The sequence below is a fragment of the Streptomyces sp. NPDC015127 genome (genome assembly GCF_043080095.1).
In the GTDB taxonomy this organism is placed as follows: domain Bacteria; phylum Actinomycetota; class Actinomycetes; order Streptomycetales; family Streptomycetaceae; genus Streptomyces.
On sequence record NZ_JBIBVE010000008.1, the window covers coordinates 252911 to 276418 of the forward strand.

Annotated in this window: 21 protein-coding genes; 14 read left to right on the top strand and 7 right to left on the bottom strand. The window is 73.5% G+C overall.

What is annotated here, in order from left to right:
• Positions 1-50 precede the first annotated feature (50 nt).
• The 9 genes from ACF08N_RS18080 to ACF08N_RS18120 all read left to right on the top strand — a co-directional run bounded on the left by ACF08N_RS18080 (position 51) and on the right by ACF08N_RS18120 (position 9711).
• Entirely contained in the window at positions 51-482 is a 432-nt protein-coding gene (locus ACF08N_RS18080; protein ID WP_392325598.1) for a nuclear transport factor 2 family protein, read from the top strand.
• A 278-nt stretch (positions 483-760) separates the two neighbouring features.
• Positions 761-2863 (top strand): PBS lyase, encoded by a 2103-nt coding sequence (locus ACF08N_RS18085; protein ID WP_392325599.1) that lies wholly within the window; start codon positions 761-763, stop codon positions 2861-2863.
• Positions 2864-2960: 97 nt separating this feature from the next.
• The gene (locus ACF08N_RS18090; RefSeq protein ID WP_392325600.1) at positions 2961-3236 is read left to right on the top strand and encodes a zinc-ribbon domain-containing protein; all 276 of its coding nucleotides are present in this window, start codon (positions 2961-2963) and stop codon (positions 3234-3236) included.
• 74 nt (positions 3237-3310) lie between these two features.
• Positions 3311-4021, top strand: a complete 711-nt coding sequence (locus ACF08N_RS18095) for a hypothetical protein (protein ID WP_392325601.1) — start codon at positions 3311-3313, stop codon at positions 4019-4021.
• Complete coding sequence (locus tag ACF08N_RS18100; protein ID WP_392325602.1) at positions 4018-5310, top strand: ATP-binding protein; 1293 nt, start codon at positions 4018-4020, stop codon at positions 5308-5310. Before ACF08N_RS18095 ends, ACF08N_RS18100 begins: the two co-directional genes overlap by 4 nt.
• Positions 5311-5353: 43 nt before the next feature.
• Entirely contained in the window at positions 5354-6733 is a 1380-nt protein-coding gene (locus ACF08N_RS18105; protein ID WP_392325603.1) for an FtsW/RodA/SpoVE family cell cycle protein, read from the top strand.
• Positions 6730-8187, top strand: coding sequence for a penicillin-binding transpeptidase domain-containing protein (locus ACF08N_RS18110; RefSeq protein WP_392325604.1), 1458 nt, complete (start codon positions 6730-6732; stop codon positions 8185-8187). The genes ACF08N_RS18105 and ACF08N_RS18110 overlap by 4 nt, the downstream gene beginning before the upstream one ends.
• Before the next feature lie 4 nt (positions 8188-8191).
• A complete protein-coding gene (locus ACF08N_RS18115) occupies positions 8192-9253 on the top strand; it encodes an amidase family protein (RefSeq protein ID WP_392325605.1) in 1062 nt (353 codons plus the stop codon).
• The gene (locus tag ACF08N_RS18120) at positions 9250-9711 is read left to right on the top strand and encodes a DUF3291 domain-containing protein (protein WP_392325606.1); all 462 of its coding nucleotides are present in this window, start codon (positions 9250-9252) and stop codon (positions 9709-9711) included. The genes ACF08N_RS18115 and ACF08N_RS18120 overlap by 4 nt, the downstream gene beginning before the upstream one ends.
• Here the strand turns inward: ACF08N_RS18120 and ACF08N_RS18125 are convergent, their stop codons facing one another.
• Both ACF08N_RS18125 and ACF08N_RS18130 read right to left on the bottom strand, forming a co-directional pair.
• Positions 9712-10326, bottom strand: a complete 615-nt coding sequence (locus tag ACF08N_RS18125) for a Uma2 family endonuclease (protein ID WP_392325607.1) — start codon at positions 10324-10326, stop codon at positions 9712-9714.
• Between the two features lie 286 nt (positions 10327-10612).
• Complete coding sequence (locus tag ACF08N_RS18130; protein WP_392325608.1) at positions 10613-11749, bottom strand: ferritin-like domain-containing protein; 1137 nt, start codon at positions 11747-11749, stop codon at positions 10613-10615.
• A gap of 179 nt (positions 11750-11928) precedes the next feature.
• On the opposite strand from ACF08N_RS18130, the gene ACF08N_RS18135 reads away from it, so the two are divergent.
• The 5 genes from ACF08N_RS18135 (at position 11929) to ACF08N_RS18155 (ending at position 17496) form a co-directional block, all read left to right on the top strand.
• Positions 11929-12864, top strand: a complete 936-nt coding sequence (locus ACF08N_RS18135; protein ID WP_392325609.1) for a diiron oxygenase — start codon at positions 11929-11931, stop codon at positions 12862-12864.
• A gap of 32 nt (positions 12865-12896) precedes the next feature.
• Positions 12897-13625 (top strand): TetR/AcrR family transcriptional regulator, encoded by a 729-nt coding sequence (locus ACF08N_RS18140; RefSeq protein ID WP_392325610.1) that lies wholly within the window; start codon positions 12897-12899, stop codon positions 13623-13625.
• Between the two features lie 25 nt (positions 13626-13650).
• On the top strand, positions 13651-13926 hold the full coding sequence (locus ACF08N_RS18145; RefSeq protein ID WP_392325611.1) for a hypothetical protein: 276 nt from the start codon (positions 13651-13653) through the stop codon (positions 13924-13926).
• A gap of 35 nt (positions 13927-13961) precedes the next feature.
• Entirely contained in the window at positions 13962-16484 is a 2523-nt protein-coding gene (locus tag ACF08N_RS18150) for a PQQ-binding-like beta-propeller repeat protein (protein WP_392325612.1), read from the top strand.
• Between the two features lie 163 nt (positions 16485-16647).
• Positions 16648-17496 carry a hypothetical protein gene (locus ACF08N_RS18155; RefSeq protein ID WP_392325613.1) on the top strand — a complete coding sequence of 283 codons (849 nt, stop codon included), beginning with the start codon at positions 16648-16650 and terminating at the stop codon, positions 17494-17496.
• A 37-nt stretch (positions 17497-17533) separates the two neighbouring features.
• Here ACF08N_RS18155 and ACF08N_RS18160 read toward each other — a convergent pair whose 3' ends face one another.
• From ACF08N_RS18160 to ACF08N_RS18180, 5 genes are read right to left on the bottom strand one after another with little or no spacing between them, the layout of a single operon-like run.
• Positions 17534-18769 (bottom strand): styrene monooxygenase/indole monooxygenase family protein, encoded by a 1236-nt coding sequence (locus tag ACF08N_RS18160; protein ID WP_392325614.1) that lies wholly within the window; start codon positions 18767-18769, stop codon positions 17534-17536.
• 30 nt (positions 18770-18799) lie between these two features.
• On the bottom strand, positions 18800-19507 hold the full coding sequence (locus ACF08N_RS18165; RefSeq protein ID WP_392325615.1) for an ATP/GTP-binding protein: 708 nt from the start codon (positions 19505-19507) through the stop codon (positions 18800-18802).
• Positions 19488-19898 carry a DUF742 domain-containing protein gene (locus ACF08N_RS18170; RefSeq protein WP_177147545.1) on the bottom strand — a complete coding sequence of 137 codons (411 nt, stop codon included), beginning with the start codon at positions 19896-19898 and terminating at the stop codon, positions 19488-19490. Before ACF08N_RS18170 ends, ACF08N_RS18165 begins: the two co-directional genes overlap by 20 nt.
• Complete coding sequence (locus ACF08N_RS18175) at positions 19895-20377, bottom strand: roadblock/LC7 domain-containing protein (protein ID WP_392325616.1); 483 nt, start codon at positions 20375-20377, stop codon at positions 19895-19897. The genes ACF08N_RS18170 and ACF08N_RS18175 overlap by 4 nt, the downstream gene beginning before the upstream one ends.
• Positions 20374-23493 carry a nitrate- and nitrite sensing domain-containing protein gene (locus ACF08N_RS18180; RefSeq protein ID WP_392325617.1) on the bottom strand — a complete coding sequence of 1040 codons (3120 nt, stop codon included), beginning with the start codon at positions 23491-23493 and terminating at the stop codon, positions 20374-20376. The genes ACF08N_RS18175 and ACF08N_RS18180 overlap by 4 nt, the downstream gene beginning before the upstream one ends.
• Between the last annotated feature and the right edge of the window lie 15 nt (positions 23494-23508).

Here is a 23508-nt window from a genome sequence, read left to right on the forward strand (position 1 = left end):
GTACCGTGCGAGAAAACGCGTAGTCAAGCTTGAACAGTTGAGGAGACAGCGTGACGCGACTGCCCGACACCGGCTACACCCCGACCGACGAGGAGCTCACGAGCATCCAGGAGTGGTTCGCCGCCTACGACGAGGCGAGCGCCCGGCGCGACATCGAGCGGATGGCCGACATGGCCGTCTTCCCGCTCAACCTGGTGAGCGACGACTCCGCGGGCAACGGCGCCTCCGCCCAGTGGGACCGGCAGCAGTTCGTACGGACGATGACCCAGGTGATGGGCGACGGCAGCGACGACATCACCTTCGCGTCGGTACGGACGCCGGTCTTCCTCTCCCCCGCCATGGCCGTGGTCTTCACGGACTCGACCATGACCATGGACGGTCACACGCAGCAGCTGCGGTACGCGGACGTCCTGATCCGGCGGGACGGCCGGTGGGCGTTCCAGACCATGCTGCAGGGCGGCTGGGGCGACCAGCTGCGCTGACGCGGAACCACACTGATCCGGCCGTTGTCGGGGGCGTACCGGGCGACCGTACGGCCGTCCGGAAGATTCACGTACAGCCTGTTACGGCCCCCTGACCGGGCGGGCGTCACCCGCTGTCCCCGCAGGACACCACCGCCCCTGACCATGGGATCGGCCGGGGTGCCCGCGGGCGGCGTCCCGGCGTCCGGCAAGCGGCGCGATACCGGTCGCGTCGTCGGGGTCGTGGGGCACACTCTCCCCAGACAGGACGATGCAAGGTTCTCGGGAGGGGGGCAACGGTGTTCGCGGGGATCGACGAGGTCGACTGGGCCTCTCTGGCGCACGCCTACGGCCCGGCAGAGGATGTGCCGGAGTTACTGCGCGGACTGGCCTCCGCGGATCCCGAGGAGCGGGAGCACGCGCTCGACGCGATGTACGGGTCCGTGCACCACCAGGGAGACGTCTACGACGCGACACTCGCGTGCATCCCGTTCCTGATGGAGCTGGTGGCCGATCCCGCGGTCGAGGACCGGGGCGGCATCGTCGAGCTGCTGACCAGCATCGGCGGCATCGACCTGGACGGCGACGACGAACTGGACCCGGAGGACGAGGAGTTCGAGGGGGCGGCGAACTACGCGATGGCCGCGTCGGCCGTCACGGCGGGCGCCGACGTGTTCCTGGCGCTGGCCGGGGACCACGACCGCGGGGTGCGGCTCGCGGTGCCGCTCGCGCTGGCCACGCTGCACAGCGACCCGGTCCGGGTGCTTCAGCTGCTGCGGGACAGATTCGACGAGGAGTCGGACAACGAGGTACGGCTGGCCTGCATCGACGCGGCCGGCCGGATAGCGATGCGGCACCAGTGCCTGGTGCCCGACGTCGTCGCCTGGCTGATGACGATAGGCGGCCCGGCCTACTGCGCCGGACTGCGGCTGGGCGCGATCGCGCAGCTCGCCCGCTGCGCGCCGGCGGCGCTGCCCGCCGACGTGGTGCCGTGGGTGACCGGCCTGCTGCGCGAGCTGCGCGCGGAGCCGGTGGTGGTGGCAGCGGCGGCGGAGACGTCGGCTCCGGTGCCGGGGCAGCCGCGCGAGATACGGGCGGCCGCCGCCGCGGGCCGGGTGGCGCCGTGGACCGCGGACCTGCTGCGGACGCTCCACGCCGGTCTGGGCGACCGCGTGGACGACCGGATCGCGCTGCTGGCGGACCAGTTGTGCAGCCCGGACCGGGGCCAGCGGATCGACGCCGTACGGATGAGCGAGGCGCTGCTGCGGACTCTGCGCGGCGCCTACGACGAGCTGGTGGGCCTGATCGGCGAGCAGCTCGCCGATCCCGAGCCGCGGCTCGGGGACGCGGCGGCCTACGTGCTCAAGGACCTGTTCCAGCTGGCGGAGCCCGCGGCCGACGCGCTGCTGGAGCGGGTGGCCGCCGAACCGGACGGCTGGGTGCGGGAGTGGGACGCCGGGCCGCCGACGCTCGGCGCGGCGGTCATGGCGCTGGTGCGGGCGGGCGACGCACGCGTCGTGCCGGTCCTGGCGCGGATCCTGGAGCGCCGGGAGGCGCCGGGCGACCTGGCGCGGTCGCTGGACCGGCTCGGGACGGCCGCCGCGCCGCTCGGTCCGGCGCTGTGCGACCGGCTGGCCCGCGTCCCGCTCGACGACACGCTCCACGAACAGGCCGGGCCCCTGCTCCACGGCCTGTCCGTGCTGCGCGCGGCCGACACGCTGCCCGAGGCCGTGCCCGCCGTGCTGCGGGTGCTGCGGGACGCCCCCGCCTACCGGCGGGAGTGGGTGGTCGAGTCGGCGCTGCGGGCGCTGACCGCGTTCGGGCCCGCCGCGCGCGAGGCCGTGCCGGAGCTGCGCAGGCTCGTGGCCGGGCCGCACCGGGCCGGGGCCGGCGACGCCGGACTGCCCGCGGCGCTGACCGCGCGAGCCGCCGGTGCGCTGTGGGCGGTCGAGGGCGACGCGGACGCGGTGCTGCCGGTGCTGTGTGCGGTGCTGAACGGGCCCGACCCGGGCGCGAGGCGCACGGCCGCCGCGGTGCTCGGCACGCTGGGCCCGGCGGGCGGGCCCGCGGCCCATCTGCTCGGCGGGCTGCTGTGGTCGGCGGAGCCGTGGACCCGGGTCGAGTCGGCCGCGGCGCTGTGGCGGGTGAGCGGGGACCCGGGCCGCGCGTGGCCGGTGCTGCGCCGAGCCTGGGGCGAGCTTCCGCACGCCCGGGTGCCGGTCGCGGCGGCTCTTGCGGAGATGACGACGCGGGGCGCCGAGGGCGCCGACCGGCTGGTCGACCGCGAACTGCTGTCCGTACGGCGGCACAACGCGATCGACGCGGGCGCGGGCGGGCACGACATCTTCACGGACGAGCGGCTGCTGAGCCTGTGCCGGCAGGCGGTGACGCGCGGGCCGTGACCCTCCGCGCGCCCGGCCGCCCGCCCCCACCGTGGCCCCGGGACGCGCCCACCCGGGCACGTGCGCGATCCTGGACCACGACGGAGGGACACAGAACATGATCATTTTCGGCACCAAGGGCTACCTGTACCAACTGGCGATGCTCACGCTGGTCTGCGGCCACTGCGGGAACCCGTCGGCGCACACGCTCCGCAAGCGCGTCACGAAGTTCACGCTGTTCTTCGTGCCGCTGTTCCCCATCTCCACCAAGTACATGACGCAGTGCACGTTCTGCGGCGCGGAGCAGCGGCTCACGGCGCCGCAGGCGGAGCAGCTCCAGCTCCAGGCGTCCTCCGCCCCGTCCGGTGGACAAAAGGTATATCCGGGCGAATAGGGTTGACGGGCCGGTGATCCCCCGGTGCAGCCGCCCTGCCGGCCGGCCGCCGGGCCGCCCCCGCGAGGAGACCCGTGAGCCCGACCCCGTACCGCCTGATGAGCGCGGCGCTGCTGGCGGTTGCCGCCGCCACCGTCGTGACGGGGTGCGACGACGAGGGCGGCCTGGAGAGCGCGGGCGCCACACCGACGGCCATCGGCCCGGTCCGGCTGTGGCCCGAGCTGCCGCCCGTGACGGCCCCGCCCTTCGACTTCGGCGAGACGGACACGGCGCGCGTCCCGGGCATCAGGGTGCCCGGCGACGACGTGCGCGCGCTGAACCCGGTCACCGTCGTGGCGGCGGAGGCGGCCGCGCAGCCGGACACGTTCAGCGGACCGGACGGCCCCTCCCGGGAGACCGTCGACCGGATCGGCCGGTGCGCCCGGGAGCCGGGCACGTGCCCGGTCCTCACACCGCACTACCGGGATCTGACGGGCGACGGCCGCGAGGAACTGATCATCGGCATCCGGATGCCGGAGCAGCAGACCGCCGTGCGCTGCTACATGCCCGCCAAGGGCGGCCTGACCCGCATCATGGCCACCTCCGACCAGCTGGTGAGCGTGGAGCTGGCCGGCCGTGACGTGATCATGCGGTCGGTCTCGGCCGGCATCCCGGGCTACGAGTACCGCACCGCCTGGTCCTGGGACGGGCGGCAGCGGGCGATGCTCCCCACCCGGGACGAGATCGTGAGGGCGACGCCGTCGGGCGGCCCCGGCCCCACCGGCCGCCCGGGCGTCGCCCCGTGAGGCGCCCCCGGCTCCCGCGCTGGGCGGCGACCCTCACCTGGAAGGCCGCCGTCTTCATCACCGTCATGTGCTGTGCGCTCGCGGCGCTGCTCGGCGCGCTGGTGCACTCCTCGGTGACCCGCCGGACCGTGGACGAGGCGCGGCAGAAGGCGCTGACGCTGCTGACGGACGTGACGCGGGCGTACGAGAACGGTGAGCCGGTGCCGCCGTCCGCGGGCGTCGATCCGCCGGGGCTGCCGCCGTCGCTGCGGGAGCTCGCCGTGGACGGGCGGCGCGGCACGATGGTCGCCGACCTCGGGGGACGGCCGGTCATGTGGGCGGCCGCTCCGGCGGACGGCGGGGCCCTCGCCGTCCGGATCGACTACTCGTCCGGCGCGCGCACCATCACCAATCTGGACCGGGCGATCCTCGGCTCGTCCGTGCTGGCCATCGGGGCGACGCTGCTGATGGGCGCGTTCGCGGTCACCCGGGTGACCCGCCGGCTGCATCTGACCGCGCAGGTGGCACGGCGTATCGGCGCGGGCGATCTCGACGCACGCGTCAACGACCCGCGCACCAGGGACCCTTCCCGCCCGCAGGACGAGGTGGCGACGGTGTCCGCCGCGCTGGACACGATGGCGTCGACCCTGCAGAGCAAGCTGCAGAGCGAGCAGCGGTTCACGGCCGATGTGGCGCACGAGCTGCGCACCCCGCTGACCGGCCTGTCGGCGGCGGCCGAGCTGCTGCCGGAGGGCCGGCCGGCGGAGCTCGTGCGCGACCGGGTGCGGGCGATGCGCTCGCTGACGGAGGATCTGCTGGAGATCTCCCGGCTCGACACGGGCAGGGAGACCGTGGACCTGGACGTGCACGAACTGGCGCGGCTGGCCGAGCGGGTGGTGCGCGCGTCGGGGGCCGACACCGTCGTGCACGTGGTGCGGGACGCCGCGGTGGAGACCGACCGGCGGCGGCTGGAGCGGGTGCTGGGCAATCTGGTGGCCAACGCGCACCGGCACGGACGCCCGCCGGTGGAGCTGACCGTGGACGGGCCGGTGGTGACGGTCCGCGACCACGGTCCGGGCTATCCGGCGTACCTGGTGGAGCACGGGCCGCAGCGGTTCCGCACCGAGGACGGCGGCAAGGGCCACGGCCTCGGACTGACCATCGCCGCGGGCCAGTCGGCGGTGATCGGGGCGGAGCTGCGGTTTTCGAACGCCGAGGACGGCGGCGCGGTCGCGCGCCTGACCCTGCCCGAGTACGTACGGTTCACGGACGACGGCCCCGCGGACTCCCCCACCGAAGACGCACTATGACATAAAGGGACAAACAGTCTTGCGGCTTGCTACGTTGCGTGGCATGACCGCAACGACGGCGGAGTCCTCCCCGCCCGCGCCACGCCCCGCCAAGCGGCGGGGCGTGGAACTGTCGCTCCTCGTCTGCGCCGTCCTCGTCTCCGTCTACGGCTACGTCGCCGTCGGCCTCGCCCGCTACGGGGCCGTGCCGCCGGACACGGCGGCCTACGGTGCCGGACTCGGGCTCCTCTCCCTCCTCGCCCATCTCGCCGTACGCCTGCGCGCCCCCTATGCCGACCCCCTGCTCCTGCCGATCGCCGTCCTGCTCAACGGCATCGGGCTCGTCCTCATCTACCGGCTCGACCTGGAGACCCCCGGTGACATCGCCGCGCCCACCCAGCTCGTGTGGTCCGCGCTCGGCGTCGCGCTGTTCATCGCCTGCGTCGTCGCCCTGCACGACCACCGGGTGCTCCAGCGCTACGCGTACGTCAGCGTCGTCACCGCCCTCGCCCTGCTCTGCGCGCCGATCTTCTTCCCCGCCGTCAACGGCGCCCGCATCTGGATCCGTGTCGGCGAACTGTCCATCCAGCCGGGCGAGTTCGCAAAGGTACTGCTCGCCGTGTTCTTCGCCGCCTATCTCGCGGCCAACCGCGGAGCACTCGCCCGCACGGGACGATGGTTCTCCGGACTCCAGCTGCCCTCGGGGCGCGTGATCGGCCCGGTGCTCGCGATCTGGCTGCTGAGCGTGGGCGTTCTCGTCCTGGAACGGGACCTCGGCACCTCCCTGCTGTTCTTCGGGCTGTTCGTCGTGATGCTCTACGTGGCGACCGGCCGGATCGGCTGGATCGCGGTGGGCCTGCTGCTCGCCGCGGCGGGCGCGTACGCCGTCGGCTCGCTCGAACCGCACGTCCACGGCCGCGTCCAGGACTGGCTCGACCCGTACGCGAGCATCGAGGCCGGGCAGGGGCCCGGCCAGCTCGCCCAGTCGCTGTTCGCCTTCGCCACCGGCGGGATGCTCGGCACGGGTCTCGGGCTCGGCCACTCCGTCCTCATCGGCTTCGCCGCCAAGTCCGACTTCATCCTCGCCACCGCGGGCGAGGAGCTCGGCCTCGTCGGTCTGACCGCCCTCTTCCTGCTGTACGCGCTGCTCGTGGCCCGCGGCTACCACGCCGGGCTCGCGCTGCGCGACGCGTTCGGCGGGCTGCTCGCCGTCGGGCTGTCCTCGATCCTCGCGCTCCAGGTGTTCGTCATCGCGGGCGGCGTGACGGGCCTGATCCCGCTCACCGGCATGGCGATGCCCTTCCTGGCCCAGGGCGGCTCGTCCGTCGTCACCAACTGGGTGATCGTCGCCCTGCTCGTCCGCCTGAGCGATTCGGCGAGGGCGCCGGAACCGGAGGCGGCCGAGCCGGACGCCGTCGCCGCGCAGCCGGTGGCCGGCCGGTGACCCGGTACATGCGGCACGCCGCCGCGTTCTGTGCGCTCCTGCTGGCCGCGCTCCTCGTCAACGCCGCCCGGGTGCACGTCGTCGACGCGCCCTCCCTGGTCGACAACCCGGCCAACCGGCGTACGGCCATCGCCCGTTACGCCGAGCCGCGCGGCGACATCGTCGTCGACGGCAGGCCGGTCACCGGCTCACGGGACATGGGCGGCCGGCTGCGGTACGAGCGGACCTACGCCCACGGGCCGCTGTACGCCCCGGTCACCGGCTACGCCTCCCAGACGTACGGCACCTCGCTGCTGGAGAACATCGAGGACGGCATCCTCGCCGGCACCGACCCGTCGCTCTCCCCGCTGCCCTTCTGGAACGACCTCATCCGCGGCCGCTCGCCCGGCGGCAAGGTCGTCACCACCATCCGGGCGGCGGTGCAACGCGCCGCCTACGAGGGCCTGAACGGCCGGCGGGGCGCCGTCGCGGCGGTCGAACCGGCCACCGGCCGCATCCTGGCCCTGGTCAGCAGCCCCTCGTACGACCCCGGGGAGCTGGCGGGCTCCGGTGCGGACACGGCGGACGCGTGGGCGCGGCTGAACGGCGCCGACACCCGGCCGATGCTCAACCGGGCGATCCGCCAGACGTATCCGCCGGGGTCCGCGTTCAAGATCGTGACGGCCGCGGCGGCGCTGGAGTCGGGCGTCGTCGACGACGTGGACGCGCCGACCCGCACCCCGCACCCGTATGTCCTGCCCGGTACCGGCACCAGGCTGCCGGACGCGGCCGAGGACTGCGAGAACGCCTCGCTCGCGTACGCGATCCAATGGTCGTGCAACTCCGTGATGGCGGGCCTCGGCGCGCGAGTCGGGCTCGCCGGGATGGTCGAGGCCGCCGCCGGATTCGGCTTCAACGACGGAGGGCTGCGCATCCCGGCGGCTGTCTCGCGGTCGAACTTCGACACCGACATGTCCGTGGACCAGCTCGCGCTCTCCTCGATCGGGCAGTTCAACACGACCGCCACCCCGCTGCAGATGGCGATGGTCTCGGCCGCGGTCGCGGGCGGGGGCCCGGTCCGCTACCCGTACCTGGTGGAGCGGTTGACCCGGGCGGACGGCGACCCGGTGGCGCAGTACGGCCCCCGGGCCTACCGGCAGGCCATGAACCCGGCGACGGCGATGCAGTTGCGCCGTCTGATGGTGCAGGCCGTCGAGGAGGGCACCGGGACCAACGCGGCGATCGAGGGGGCGATCGTCGGCGGCAAGACCGGCACGGCCCAGCACGGCGTCGGCAACGCCGGTACTCCGTACGCCTGGTTCATCTCCTGGGCCCAGGCCGTGAACGCGCCGCAGCCCGCGGTCGCGGTGGCGGTGGTCGTGGAGGACGCGGCGGCGGACCGGGGGGAGATCAGCGGCGGGGGCAGCGCGGCGCCGATCGCCCGCGCGGTGATGCAGGCTGCGCTGCGAGACTGACGGCATGGACGTGGCCCGGGCGCTGGAGACGATCGGACGGCTCGACCAGGGGCTGAGCGCCTTTGTCGAGGTGTGGGGCGAACGGGCACGGGAGCTGGAACGCGCGGTGGATCCCGCACTCCCGCTCGCGGGGCTGCCGTTCGCGGTCAAGGGCAGTTCGGGACTCCGGTCGTACGCGGCCCGCCGGCTCGTCGCGGCGGGCGCGGTCCCGGTCGGGTCGACGTCGGTGCCCGGCCCCGGCACGTACTGGCAGACCTGGGGCCTCGGCGCGCACGGGCCCACCCGCAACCCCTGGCGCGCGGACCGCACCCCGGGCGGCTCGTCGGCCGGTTCGGCGGTGGCGGTCGCCGCGGGTATGGCGGCACTGGCGACCGGCAGCGACGGGGCGGGCTCGGTGCGCATCCCGGCGGCGTGGTGCGGGGTGTTCGGCCTGAAGACGACGAACGGGCTCCTGCCGTCACCCGACCGCACCGGGCTCGCGTCGGCCGGCGTGCTGACGCCGACGGCGGCGGACGCGCGGGCGTACCTGCGCTGCGTGGGCGTCGCCGGTGACGCGGACGTCGCCCCCGGCCTCCCGGTGCGCGCGGTGTGGTCGCCGGACCTCGGGTTCGCGGACGTGGACCGCGAGGTGCTGGCCGTCGCGCGGGCGGCGATGGAGCGGCTCGTGACGGCGGGAGTCGTACGGCGGCAGGCCCGGGAGGCGGTCCTGCTGGACCCGGTGGACGCGTGGACGGCGGTGCGGGCCGGGCACGCGGCGCAGGGCGCGCCGGTGCGGGAGGAGAACGACCGGCGGCTCGACGCGCTGTTCGCCGGTGCGGACGTCCTGATCACCCCGACCACACCCAACCGCCCGCACGGTCACGACGGCCCCGGCCGCGACGTCTACTCCACCGCACTGACGTGCGCGTTCAACCTGAGCGGCCATCCGGCGGCCAGCCTCCCGGCGGGCTTCACGAGCGACGGCTGCCCGGTCGGGCTCCAACTGGTGGTGGCGCGCGGGGCGGACGTCTCACTGCTCGAAATCTCGGTTGCGGCGGAAAGGCATCTGATTACTGTGCGGCCATGACCGCATACGAACTCGCCCAGGTGAACATCGCCCGACTCAAACACCCGCTGGACTCGGCGGAGTTGAAGGACTTCGTCGACAACCTGGACCCCGTGAACGCGGTGGCCGACGCGGCCGACGGGTTCGTGTGGCGCCTGAAGGACGCGACGGGCAACGCGACGGACATGCGCGTGTTCGGCGACGACATGATGATGGTGAACATGTCGGTGTGGCGGGACCCGAACGCCCTGACCGCGTTCATGTACCAGGGGATGCACCGCGAACTGCTGGCGCGCCGCTACGAGTTCTTCGAGCGCGTACAGGAGGTCATGACCACGATGTGGTGGGTCCCGGCCGGCCACCGCCCGACGGTCGGGGAGGCCGAGGAACGCCTGCGCCATGTGCGGGAGCACGGGCCGACGGAGTACGCGTTCACGCTGCGGACGCCGTTCCCGCCGCCCGCCGGTGAGAGGGCGTGATCAGGAGGTCCTGAACGGTCCAGGACGGTTCAGCGCCGTGAGATCGACGTCGAGGGGAAACGGAACTTCGAGCTTCAGCCGCTTGTGATGGATGTCGCTGAGGGAATAGAGGTGCGTTGCGGGATCCAGTTCGTAGACATAGACAACGGGTAGCCCATCGTTTTCCTCCACCCGCCAGAAGTGACGGATACCAGCCCGCGCGTACTTCACGGGCTTCGCTTCACGATCGCGCGCGATGGACTCGGCGGAGACGATCTCAACGACCAGCAGCACGTCGTCCGGCGCGTACGAGGTCTGTCCCGGGCCGGTACGGGCGCTCTGAGACACCACCATGAGATCAGGTTCAAGGCGGTCCAGCTTCGACAGTCTCGTGGTCATCTCACGGACGACATAAAGGTGCTCGGGCACGTGGGTCAGCAAGGCGTACTCCAGCAGGCGGACTGCGGCCATGTGGAAGTCGGTCTGCGGACTCATGAAGACGAGGCTCCCGTCGATCAGCTCCGTGTGCGGAGGAAGATTCGGAAGCGTGTCGAGGTCGTCCGCCGTCCAGCCGCCGGCCGGCGGACGAGGCCACTCGAAGTTCTCGCCCAGCCCGTACTCGCGTGCGGCGCTCATGGTTGCTCCCATGCGACGGAGTCTGCCTTGCTCACCCAGCGTACCCAGGGGAGATGCCATATCGACCCATCGAAAGAGTGATCGACGATCCGGCGTTGACCGGAGGCCCGGCCCTCAGCCGCCCCGCAGGGCCTCCCGCCCCTCCCGTCACGGTCGACGGTCCCGTGCAGGTCGAGGACCCGCTGGATCGCCGGCGCCACGGCCGTCCTGCCGGGCTCGCCCGCGCGGCGGACACCGGTTTACGGACCGGAGGGCCGGGCGCTGTCCGCTCGTGCCGGACACCGGTCTACGGACCGGTGAGCCGGGCGCCGTCCGCTATCGCGTCCGTCACCTCGGCCACGCGCGCCTGTTCCTCGGCGGCGAACCGTTCCCGGTCGAGCTGTTCGGCCAGTTCCTCGTCCTGGGTCATCAGAAGGTCGAGCGCGGCGTCGCCCATGTCGAAGACGCCCATGTCCAGATACGCCTTCTGGAGCCGTTCGCCCCACAGCCCGATGTCCTTGACGCACGGCACGATCCGGCTGAACAGCAGCTTGCGGAAGAGCTGGAGGAACTCGGACTGCTCCGAGCACTCCTCCGCCTCCTTGCGCGAGATGCCGAAGTTCTCCAGGACCTCGACACCGCGCAGCCGGTCGCGCATCAGGTAGCAGCCCTCGATCACGAACTCCTCGCGCTCGCGCAGTTCGGCGTCGGAGAGCTGCCGGTAGTAGTCGCGCAGCGCCATCCGCCCGAAGGCCACGTGCCGGGCCTCGTCCTGCATCACGTAGGCGAGGATCTGCTTCGGCAGCGGCTTGGTCGTGGTGTCGCGGATCATGCCGAACGCGGCGAGCGCCAGGCCCTCGATGAGGACCTGCATGCCGAGGTAGGGCATGTCCCAGCGGGAGTCGCGCAGGGTGTCGCCGAGCAGGCCCTGCAGGTTGTCGTTGATCGGGTACAGCATGCCGATCTTCTCGTGCAGGAAGCGCCCGTAGATCTCGGCGTGCCGGGCCTCGTCCATGGTCTGGGTCGCCGAGTAGAACTTGGCGTCGAGGTCGGGGACGGACTCGACGATCCGCGCGGCGCAGATCATGGCACCCTGCTCGCCGTGGAGGAACTGGCTGAACTGCCAGGACGTGTAGTGCCTGCGCAGCTCGCCCTTGTCCTTGTCGGTCATCTTCGCCCAGTGACGGGTGCCGTACAGGGTCAGCGCCTCGTCGGGCGTCCCGAGCGCGTCGTACGGGTCGACCTCCAGGTCCCAGTCGATGCGCTTGGTGCCGTCCCACTGTTTGTCCTTGCCCTTCTGGTACAGGGCGAGCAGGCTGTCGCGTCCCGCGCCATTCTTCTGGCCAGGAAAGACGGCCTCCCAGCTGAAGCGCGCCGAACCGGAGGCGGGGACCTGCCAGAGCGGGTTCCCGGGTGCGTGCGTGTAGTGCTCGTACGTCGACACTGGCGGCTCCTTCGCCTCGTATCCCCTTGCGTACTCACCGATGTGCAAAGACAGTTGGCAGGCTCACACGCTGATAGACGGGCAGTCAACAAGTCGTGCGCGAGGGATTGACGCGCTTGCTGACGGGGAGTCTCATAACGGGTGACGACCGGTAACCCACGCGCGAGGTGTCCTCAGCCATGACCACCGTGACCGACCGCGAGGTGCAGGTGCTCCACGACGCCCTCGGCCCCCTCCGGGACCGCGAGCAGGTCGCCGCCCGCCTGCTCGAGTCCTCCGCGAAGCACTCCTTCGACCCCGACAAGGAGCTCGACTGGGAGGCTCCGATCGAGGACGGCAAGTGGTTCTGGCCGCCTGAGCTGGTGTCGCTCTACGACACCCCGCTGTGGCACCGCATGTCCGAGGAGCGGCGGATGGACCTGGCCCGGCACGAGGCGGCGTCGCTCGCCTCGCTCGGGATCTGGTTCGAGATCATCCTGATGCAGCTGCTGGTCCGCCACATCTACGACAAGTCGCTCACCAGCAACCACGTCCGCTACGCGCTCACGGAGATCGCGGACGAGTGCCGGCACTCGATGATGTTCGCGAGGATGATCCAGAAGGGCGGGGCCCCGGCCTACCCGGTGCCGCGGGTCTACCACAACCTGGCCCGCGTGCTGAAGACCGTCTCGACCACGCCCGGGTCCTTCGCGGCGACACTGCTCGGCGAGGAGATCCTCGACTGGATGCAGCGCCTCACCTTCCCGGACGAGCGGGTGCAGACCCTGGTGCGCGGTGTCACCCGTATCCATGTCGTGGAGGAGGCCCGCCATGTGCGGTACGCACGCGAGGAGTTGCGCCGCCAGATGGTGACGGCGCCGCGCTGGGAGCAGGAGTTCACGCGCCTCAGCTGCGGTGAGGCCGCCCGCGTCTTCAGCGTCTGCTTCGTCAGCCCGCAGGTGTACGAGAACGTCGGCCTCGACCGGCGCGAGGCCGTCGCCCAGGTGCGGGCGAGCGGCCACCGGCGCGAGGTGATGCAGGCGGGGGCCCGGCGGCTCACCGACTTCCTGGACGACATCGGCGTGCTGCGCGGAGCGGGCCGCAGGCTGTGGAAGAGCTCCGGCCTTCTCGCGTAGCGCCCACCAAGGCTGCGGTTACGCTGCGGAGCATGACCAGTCCTGCTCCCGCGGCCCGCGCGTACCGACGGCTCAGCGTCGAGGAGCGCCGCGCGCAGCTGCTCGCGGCGGCGCTCTCACTCTTCGCGCACCGGCCGCCGGACGAGATCTCGCTCGACGACGTGGCGGAGGCCGCCGGTGTCTCCCGGCCGCTCGTCTACCGCTACTTCCCGGGCGGCAAGCAGCAACTGTACGAGGCGGCGCTGCGCTCGGCCGCCGACCGGCTGGAGGTCTGCTTCGCCGAGCCGGCCGCCGGGCCGCCGACCGCCCGCTTGGCCCGGGTCCTGGACCGCTACCTGTTCTTCGTCGACGAGCACGACACCGGATTCAGTGCCCTGCTGCGCGGCGGGAGCGTGGTCGAGACCTCGCGGACGACGTCGATCGTCGACGAGGTACGGCGGTCCGCGGCGGAACAGATCCTCCTGCATCTCGGCGCCGAAGGGGCGGGGCCGCGGCTGCGGATGATGGTGCGCACCTGGATCGCGGCCGTCGAGGCGGCGTCGCTGATCTGGATCGACGAGGGCAAGCAGCCGCCGGCCGCCGACATGCGGGACTGGCTGGTCGACCATCTGATCGCCCTGCTCGTGGCGACGGCGGCGACCGACGAGGAGACGGCGGCGGCGGTCGCGGAACTGGTGGCGCAGGAGACGCCGGCCGGCGCGGTCGGCACGCTGGCCCGCCGCCTGGCACCGGTCGTCGGCGGGGCGGCGCACCTGCTGTGAAAGCGGTGCCTGTGACACTGGTGCGGTGAAAAGCGAGAACACCCCCTTCGTCGGCGGCCCGATGGACGGACGCGTACTGCCGGTGCTGGTGGGCCCCACGGGCCATCCGCCGAAGTGGTACAGGATCCCTGTCCCTCAGGACGACGGCCGCCCGCCCGTCGTCCACGTCTACCGCCGTGTCCCGGCCGGCTACACGAAGCGGCTGGGCCTCCAGCGCGGCTGGAAGTACGCGTACGCGCCCGAGGGCGTGGAGCGGCGAGAGCTCAAGTGGCCCTGGTCCAAGCCGAAGGGCACCCCATAGGATCACTGGACCGTGTCGCCAGGGGGGATGTCGCGATGGAGCCGCTGCAGCCGGACGACCCGGGCCGGATCGGCCCGTACCGCACACTGGCGCGCGTGCGCGAATCGGCCAGTTCCGTCCGCTTTCTGGCCGTCGGTCCGGACGGGGCGGCGTCCGTGGTCGCGCTCGTACGGCCCGAGCTGGCCGCCTCGCGTGTCTTCCGGCGCCGCTTCCGGCACGAGACCCGCAGGACGGAGCAGCTCGCCGGGGGCTGGGTGCAGCCGATCGCGTCGGACGTGGACGGTCCGCTGCTGTGGACGGCGAGTGCGTACGTCCCCGCGCTGACCCTGCGGGAGGCGATCGCGCTCGCCGGCCCGCTGCCGGGGCGCGCGGTGCGGATCCTGGGCGCCGCGCTCGCGGAGACCCTGTCCCGGGTGCACGCCACCGGCACTGTCCTGCACGGCCTGTCGCCGGACACCGTGCTGCTCGCGGCGGACGGCCCACGGGTGACGGCACTCGGCGCGCTAGGCGCGGCGGTCGTCGCCGAGGCGGACGCGGACGGTCAGCTCACCGTGAAACTCGGCTATCTGACGCCGGAACAGGCCACGGGCGCGCAGCCGGGCCCCGCGTCGGACCTGTTCGTCCTCGGCCAGCTGCTGGCCTACGCGGCGACGGGGACGACCCCGCTCGCGGACGCGGACCGGATCGCCCACGGCGAACCGGAACTGGGCGGTGTGCCGGAGGACTTGCGCGCGACTGTCGCGTCCTGCCTGGCGAAGACGCCCGAGAAACGGCCCCCCGCCGGAACGGTCGCGGCCGGCCTCGCCCTGGAGGGCGCGGCCGCCCTGGCCCGCACGGGCTGGCTCCCGGAGGTGCTGCGCTCCGCACTCGCCGCGCAGGAGTCGGAGACGGCGGCGCTGGTGGACGGGAACGGGGGCCGCGCGAGCGCGGCGGTTACCGGGGAGGCGGCGGAGGGCGCGAGAGACGCAGGTGGCCCCGGCGCGGGAGACGCGGAGGCTGCGGGGGCGGCTACCCCGGGTGGCCCGGGCGCGAGTCCCGGCAGCGTCAGCAGCATGGGGCTCGTCGAGGATCGGGACACCGTGCTCGTGCGGCGTGGAGCGGCGGTCGGGCGGGACACCACGCCCCTGCTCGTGAGGGAACCTGCCGCCGCGCCCGTCGCCCTGCCCGCCGCCGCACCGGTCGCCGTACCCGTTCCGCCTGCCGTCAGCCCGGCACCCGCCCAGGACCCCCGCATCGCGTCGCGTCGCGGGCTGCTCGTCGCGGCGGCGGCCGGGGTCGCCGGGCTCGTCGTCGGTGGCGGGGCGGTCTCCGCACTCGCCGGCGACGGCGAGGAAACGACCGGCCCGGCCGCCCCCGCCCCTGCCCCACGGCCGAGCCGTATGGCGGGCCTCGCACCCGAACCGCTGTGGCGGTACGCGCACCCGGCGGCCGGGGACCAGCCGGTCGGGGCCACCGTGTGGCGCGACCGGCTGCTGCTGGTGACCGACGGCGAGCGGATGACCGGCATCGACCTGCGCACAGGCAGGCGTCGTTGGGAGCTCGCGGAGGCCGCGTCCGCCTCCCGGCCCGTGCCGGTGGACACCACGTTCTGTCTCGTCGACACCGCCGACGACCTGCTGTGGGTGTCGGCGGAGGACGGCAGGACCGGCCACCGCGTGGCCAAGGCGACCCTGGCGCAGTCGGGCGAGAGCCTCACGATCGGGAACGTCATGGGGGCCGACGGCCCCACCGTCTGGTTCACCGCCCACGTGCGCAAGACGGTCGAGAGGACCGTGGACAAGCGCAAGCGGAAGGTCGACGTACAGGAGACGTACGTCCTCGCCTACGACCTCGCCGGGCGCAAGCAGCTGTGGCGGGCCCGCGTCCCCGCCGGACAGGCGCCGTACACCCCGCGCTACCAGCTGGTCGCCGCCCGCCCCGGTGACGTGCTCGTACGGCAGGACGGCCACACCCTCACCCCCGCGCAGCGCAGGGCCGCCAGGAACGGCACCGTGCTCTTCGGTTTCGACCGGGGCACGGGCAAGCCGCTCCCGTCCGTACCGCTCAGCGCGGTGGCCCCCACCGCCGCCGTCACCGGTGACGCTGCGGGCAGGCTGTACGCCGCGTCCGGCGGCGAGCTGCACGCGTACTCCGGGCCGGACGGAAGGCGGCAGTGGCGGGTCGCCGCGGCCGACGCGCGGGGCGAGAGCGGCGTGTTCGCCTTCGGCACGGCCGCCCTCCACGGCCCGACCCTGTACGCCGCCAACCGCTACCAGCAGGTGTGCGCCGTCGACACGGCGACCGGGCGCCAGCTGTGGCGCCGCTCCACCCAGGCACCGGTGTGGCGTGACATTCCCTCGACGGCCGTGACCACCAGCGGCCGCACCGTCCTGGCGGGCGATGCCGCGCAGGTCACCGCCTTCTCGGCGCGGGACGGCCGGCGGCTGTGGAAGTTCCAGGAGGCGGGCGCCGTGGACGCCGAGGACCAGGCCCCGCCGCGCTACACGGCGATGCCGGCCGGACCGGGCCGGGTCCTCGTCCGCCGCGGATCGGTGTTCTACGCCCTGGCCGTGGACTGACGGGCACCCCCTACGCCCGTCGCCACGCCGCCCAACGCGCGCACGATGCCTCGACGGGTGACCTCGTTGCGCCGACCCGACCACTCGGCGGGCCCGCACGGTGGCGGGGTCGCATGCTCGCGCCGTGGGGCGGACCGGCCGCCCCCGAGGCGGAGGTGATGGTGTGTCAGGCAGGGTGCTGCGTACGGTCTGCACGGTGGCGCTCGTCGGCGCCACCGCTGTCGCGGGGGTACCGGCCGCCGCCGACCCCGTACCCGGTGGGGCGACCGGCGCCGTCTCCGCCACTGCGGCTCCTGGCGACGAGCCGGGCAGCGCCGTCGACCGGGTGCTCGGCGGCCTCGGGGACGGGGTCGTCGAGGCGCTCGTAAAAGGCGGCGGACGGACGGGAGTCGCCGGGGCACCCGTGGGCGCGAAGGGTGTGCTGACTCATCTTCAGCAGTTGTACCGTCAGGCCGCGGAGGCCGAGAAGACCTACCGGTCCACCGCGCGGGAGCTCAGGACGCAGCGGGCCGAGACCGCGCGGCTCGGCCGCGAACTGGCCACGGTGAGCCGGGCGCTCGCCGTGAGCCGCGGGGATGCCGGACGGATCGCGCGGCAGCAGTACCAGGGCGCCTCCGAACTCTCCGCCTACCTGCGGCTGCTGCTCGCTCCCGACGTGGAACAGGCGCTGGACCAGGGCCATCTGATCGAGCGGGCCGCCACCGGGCGGCTGGCGGCCATGGCCCGCCTGGAGGCCGGGGAGCGGCGCGCGCGTGAGCTGGCCGCGGCCTCCCGCGCGGCCCTGGACGCCGAGCTCGTGCTGGCGGCCCGGCAGCAGCACGCGCAGGCCACGGCGAGCGCACGCCTGAGGTCGGCGGCGGCGCTGCTCGCGACGCTGACCCCCGAGGACGTCGCCGCTCTCGGGACCACCGTGCCGCAGGCCCCGCCGCGCGTGCCGGGCGGCGCGACGGCAGGAACGGACAGCGACGACAAGACCGACGCCGAAACCGTGCCGCCGGCTCCGGCGCCGTGACGACCCGGACAGCGTGACCGCCCGGGTCGGGGGGCCGTCAGGCGCCGGAGACGGAGGCCAGGTACGCGCCCGCCTTCTCCGGGTCGTAGAAGAAGTTCTCGAAGTCGGCCGGGTCGTTGAACCCGTTCGCGAACCGGTTCGCGACCGGCTGGAGCTGCCCGGCCGCGCCGATCAGGTTCAGCACGTGCTCCGGCGGGACGCCCAGCATCGCGTTGGTCCACTTGGTGACGTGCTGCGCCGTCTCCCAGTACCGGTCGAACGTCGCCTGCATCCACGCCTCGTCGAACGGCCTGTCGCCGTGCTCGGTGATCGAGGCCAGATACGAGGCCGCGCACTTGGACGCCGAGTTGGAGCCCTGGCCCGTGATCGGGTCGTTGGCCACGACGACGTCGGCGACGCCGAGAACCAGGCCGCCGCCGGGGAGGCGGCCGATCGGGTTGCGCACGGTGGGCGCGTAACGTCCGGCCAGCGTGCCCGCCGCGTCGGTCAGCTCGACCTTCGTGGCCCGCGCGTACTCCCAGGGCGTGTACTTCTCCATCAGCTCCAGCGTCAGGGAGAGGTGCTCCGAGGGGTCCTTGACGCCCTGGAAGACGTCGAGCGGTCCGCCGGGGATGCCCTCCCAGAAGAGGATGTCCGCGCGGCCCGACGTCGTCAGGGTCGGCATCACGAACAGCTCGCCGACACCCGGCACCAGGTTGCAGCGCACCGCGTCGTAGTCCGGGTGCTCGGGGCGCGGGCCGAGGCCGTGGACGTAGGCGACGGCGAGCGCGCGCTGCGGCTCGCCGTACGGGGAGCGGGAGGCGTCCCGGCCGAACATGGAGACCAGTTCGCCCTTGCCGGCCGAGACCAGCACCAGGTCGTAGGTGCGGGAGAAGTAGTCCAGGTCGGACACGGCCGCGCCGTGGATGACGAGCTGCCCGCCGCGCTGGGCGAACGTCTCCATCCAGCCGGCCATCTTGACGCGCTGGTCGACGGACTGGGCGTAGCCGTCGAGCCTGCCGACCCAGTCGACCGCGCGGCTCGCGTCGGGCGCGGCGACCGAGACCCCGAGGCCCTCGATCTTCGGGGCCTGCGTCTCCCAGAAGTTGATGCCCAGGTCCCGCTCGTGCTGGAGGGCCGTGTGGAACATGCACTGCGTGGACATGACCCGGCCGGATCGGATCTCGTCCGCCGTGCGGTTGGACATCAGGGTGACCTCGTAGCCCTGCGACTGGAGGCCGAGGGCGAGCTGCAGTCCGGACTGGCCGGCGCCGACTATGAGTATCTTCCGCATGACAGGGGTGCTCCGTAGAGGTTCGGGAGGCTACTCGGGGGTGGCTTCGAGGGCGTGGGCGACGAGCGCGAGCAGCGACTCGATGACCGTGACGCGCCTACGGGCGTCCATGATCACCACCGGCACGTGGGGCGGCACGGTGAGGGCCTCCCGTACGTCCTCGGCCTCGTAGGCGGTCGTTCCCTCGAAGTGGTTGACCGCGACGATGTAGGGCAGCCCGCAGCTCTCGAAGTAGTCGAGCGCCGGGAAGCAGTCCGGCAGCCGCCGGGTGTCGGCCATGACGACGGCGCCGATCGCACCGCGCACCAGGTCGTCCCACATGAACCAGAAGCGCTTCTGGCCGGGGGTGCCGAAGACGTAGAGCACCAGGTCGTCGTCGAGGGTGATGCGGCCGAAGTCCATCGCCACGGTGGTGGTGGTCTTCTCCGGCGTGGCGGTGAGGTCGTCGGTGTCCTCGCTGGCCCGGGTCATCAGTGCCTCGGTCTGCAGCGGGGTGATCTCCGAGACCGACCCGACGAAGGTCGTCTTGCCCACGCCGAAACCGCCCGCGACCACGATCTTGGTGGCGGTGGGGGCGCGGGTGGTGTCCAGTTCCCACGCCTGCAGGGTCTCGTCGGGCCGCACGGTGTCCTGCGGGCCCGGGACCGGGTCCGCAGGGGCCGGGGCGGCGCTCGGCGCGTCCTCGTCCCGCGGGGCGGGCGGGCGGGCGACGAGCGTGTCAGAGGCGGCGGAGTCCACTCAGAACCCTTTCGAGCAGCGCGCGGTCGGGCTGGCCGGTGCCGTGCCCGGTCCCGTACACACGGATCTTTCCCTGGTCGGCCAGGTCGCTGAGAAGCACCCGGACGACGCCCAGAGGCATCTTCAGCAGCGCCGAGATCTCGGCGACGGTACGCATACGGCGGCACAGCTCGACGATCGCCCGCAGCTCGGGCATCACCCGCGTCGAGAGGTCGCCGCCGGGCAGCTCGCGCCGCTCGGGCGGGGCCTCCAGCGCGGCGACGAACGTCTCGACGAGCAGCACGTGACCGAAGCGGGTGCGGCCGCCGGTGAGCGAGTACGGGCGTACGCGGGCGGGCCTGCGTCCCTGGCCGCGTACGGGGAGTTTGGAGGACGAAGCGGCGGCTGTCATCGGGTGCTCTCCATCGATTTGCGCAGCTCGCTGCGGACTTCGGGGGTGAGTACGTGTCCGGCGCGGCCGACGAACAGGGCCATGTGGTACGCCACGATGCTCATGTCGCAGTCGGGGGCGGCGTGCACACCGAGCAGGGAGCCGTCGCTGATCGACATCACGAAGACGCTGCCCTCGTCCATGGCGACCATGGTCTGCTTGACCCCGCCGCCGTCCATCAGCGCGGCGGCGCCAATGGTGAGGCTGCCGATGCCGGAGACGATGGTGGCGAGGTCGGCGCTGGAGCCGCGGGGGCCGTCACGGCGCGGGGACTCGGTCGGGGCGGTGTTCTGGGCCGGGTCGGAGGAGAGCAGGAGCAGCCCGTCGGACGAGACGACGGCCACCGAGCGGACTCCTGGCACCTCCTCCACGAGATTGCCCAACAACCACTGCAGATTGCGGGCTTCCCTGCTCAGCCCGAATGTGCCGGTCGCAGTCAACTGCGTGCCTCCTCGACTGTGTCCCCCGTCTCTGTGTCGGTGTCCTGCTGCGGAGCGCCGCTCCGGGCGATCTCGGCCTCGGCGTCCCGGCGGCCTTCCTGCGCGGCCCGGTGGAAGCCGCCGAGCCGGCGGCGCAGTGCCTCGGCGTCCACGCTTCCGGTGCGCCCGGCAGGCGCGGTGGGCGGTGCGACGGTCTTGGGTGTGCGCTTGGGCAGGCCCTTGTCGGTGACCCGGTCCCAGGTGACGTCGTCGGAGGGCTGCTGCTGAGGCAGCCGCATGGTGAACGTCTCCTCGTCGACGCCGCCGTCGAGGGTCCGCTCGTGCGCGTCCCGCTCCTCCTCGGCGGCCCGCACGGCCCGCTCGGCGGCCTCGACGAAGGGGTCGGGCGGAAGCAGGGGGTCGTCGGCGGGGGACGCCGGGTCGGCGTCGGCCGCATCGGCAGCGAACGGGTCCGAGTCCGCCAGGCCGTCCACGGCGGGCGCAGTGTCGGCGTCAGCCGCATCGTCCACGGACGCGACCGGCTCCGCGTGCGCCGAAGTCTCGGGGTCGGCGCCCACGTCCGCGCGGGACGCCGGGTCGGCGTCGGCCGCATCGGCAGCGAACGGGTCCGAGTCCGCCAGGCCGTCCACGGAGGGCGCAGTGTCGGCGTCAGCCGCATCGGCCGCGGGCGCGGCGTGGTCGTCGGGGTCGGCCGGGCGGCCCTCGTCCGGAGCCGACGGGCGGCGGGGGCTCGCGGGGAGGGTGTTGGAGTTGGCCTCCGCCGCCGAGCCCGGCAGGGTCAGCGTCGGGGCCGCGCCGGGGACCGGTGCGTGCTGGGACGCCGTCGCCGGCGGGCCGTCCGGCAGCAGCGCCGCCGGGACGACGACCACCGCCGTGATCCCGCCCTGCTTGTGCTCGCGCAGCTGGATCCGTACACCGTGGCGCGCGGCCAGCAGCGCCGCCACCCGCAGGCCGAGGCCCTCGGTCTCGCGGCCGGCCCGGGTCTCGTACGTCTCCGGGTTCTTCAGCCGGGCGTTGACCTCTTCGATGCGTGCCTCGGTCATGCCGATGCCCGCGTCCTGCACGGAGAGCATCACCTCGCCGCTCTCCAGCAGCCAGCCCGACATCTCGACCTGGGCGTCCGGCGGGGAGAACGAGGTCGCGTTCTCCAGCAGTTCGGCGACCAGGTGGCTGAGGTCGTCGGCGGCGAAGCCGGCGACCTGGGCGTGCGGCGGCAGGGACTGGATGACGACCCGGTCGTAGCGCTCGATCTCGCTGACCGCGGCGCGCAGGACGTCGACGAGCGGGACGGGCCCGACGTGGCCCTGCCCGTGTTCGGCGCCCGCGAGGACCAGCAGGTTCTCGCTGTGCCGGCGCATGACCGTGGCCATGTGGTCGAGTTTGAAGAGGGTGGCGAGCCGCTCGGGGTCCTGCTCGCGCTCCTCCAGCTTCTCGATGACGCCCAGCTGGCGTTCGACGAGGCCGAGGGTGCGCAGCGAGAGGTTGACGAAGGTGTGGTGGACGGTGTGGCGCAGGCGCTCCAGTTCGGTGCCGAGCTCCGCGGCGCGCTCGCCGAGTTCGGTGCGGACCTCGGCCAGCTCGGCGGCGAGCGACTCGCGTGAGCCGATGAGGTCGCCGCGCTCGCCGTCGAGGCGCTGGACGCGTGCGCCGAGGTCGCGCAGCGTGCCGTGGAGGCTGTTGAGGGACCGTACGACCTGGGCGAACTCGTCGTTGCGGCCGGTGAAGCGGACCGGCTCCTCGGTCTCGGGCGACTCCGCGAGCCGTGCGGCGCCGATGCGCAGGACGGCGAGCGGGCGGGTGAGCGTGCGCGAGACGGCGGCCAGTACGCCGATGGTGACGACGAGCAGTCCGCCGAGGAGCGCGATGCGTACTTCGAGCGCGGTGACGTCGTCGTCGCGCAGGTGCTCGATGCGCACCAGCCGGTCGGCGGCGAGGGCGGTCTCGGCGCCGCGCATCTGCTCGATGCGGGCGGTGAGCGCGGCCTCCAGCTCCGACCGGTCGGTGCCGCGCTCGGAGGCGGTGAGGCGGGGCTGGTCGGTGAGGCGGGCGAGGTAGCTCTCGGCGGCCTTGACCTCGGGGCCGGTGACGGTGGCGGCCAGGTCGTCGCGGGCGTTCTTGCCGGCGGTCCGGTCGAACTCGGCGAGGGCGGCGAGTTCGCGGACGCGGGCCTGCTGGGCGGCGGCGGTGAGCTCGTTGCGGACGCGGGCGGCGGCGGCAGCGCTCTCGGTGGCGCCGGGCTCGGTCTGTACGGGCAGTCCGGTGACCGGGTCGTACGTCAGCCGGGTCTCGGGCTGCGGCACGGACAGCGCGGCGAGCAGCAGTCCGCGGGTGGCGGACGCCTGCTCCACGGCGTGGCCGAGCGCGGCGGGCGAGCGCAGCGAGATGGGGGCACCTCCTGGCCGAAGGCTCAGGGGGAGGGTGGCCTCGGCGGCGCGCGGCGGGGTCTTCTCGGCGAGTTCGTCGGCGAGGGCCTGGAGCCGGTCGACGACCGCGGTGTAGGCGCGGTGCACCTCCAGGGGGGTGCCGTTGCCGGTGAGGGCGGTGCGGCGGACGCCGGGCAGCGAGGCGAGGGCGCGGCGCAGGTCGGCGTGGTCGTCGGGCACGGCGGCGCGGATCTCGGCGATCTGGCGGTCGACGCGGGCGCTGAGGGTCGCGGAGGGCGCGGGCCGGTCCGGGCCCGTGCCGTCGCCCTCTTCGGCCCCGCCGTCCTTCGCGCCGTCGCGGCCGGCGGCGACGTAGGCGGTGACCTCGTCGCGTTCGTCGGCGAGGGAGTGGGCGAGGGTGACGGCCTGGCGGTCGAGCTCTGCGAGGGTCACCAGGCGCTGGGACTCGGTCAGTTCCGCGGAGGTCGCCAGGACGCCGGGGGCACCGGCGCCGACGACGACGAGGCCGACGACGGCCACTGCGGCGACGAGCCGGCTGCGCACGCGCGCGGGGCGTCCGGAGGGGGTCACGTCGTCCTGCTCGGGGCCGGTGGACGGCGCGGGAAACGCGGGGGTCCGGACGGTTTCGCCCTGTCCCTGCTGGGGCAGGGAGGCCACAGGGGCCGGGACCTGGAGCTCGCCTGCCGTTCCAGTGGGCCTGCCGCCCTTGCCCCGAGGCCGCTTCTTCTGCACCGGTGCTCGCAATCT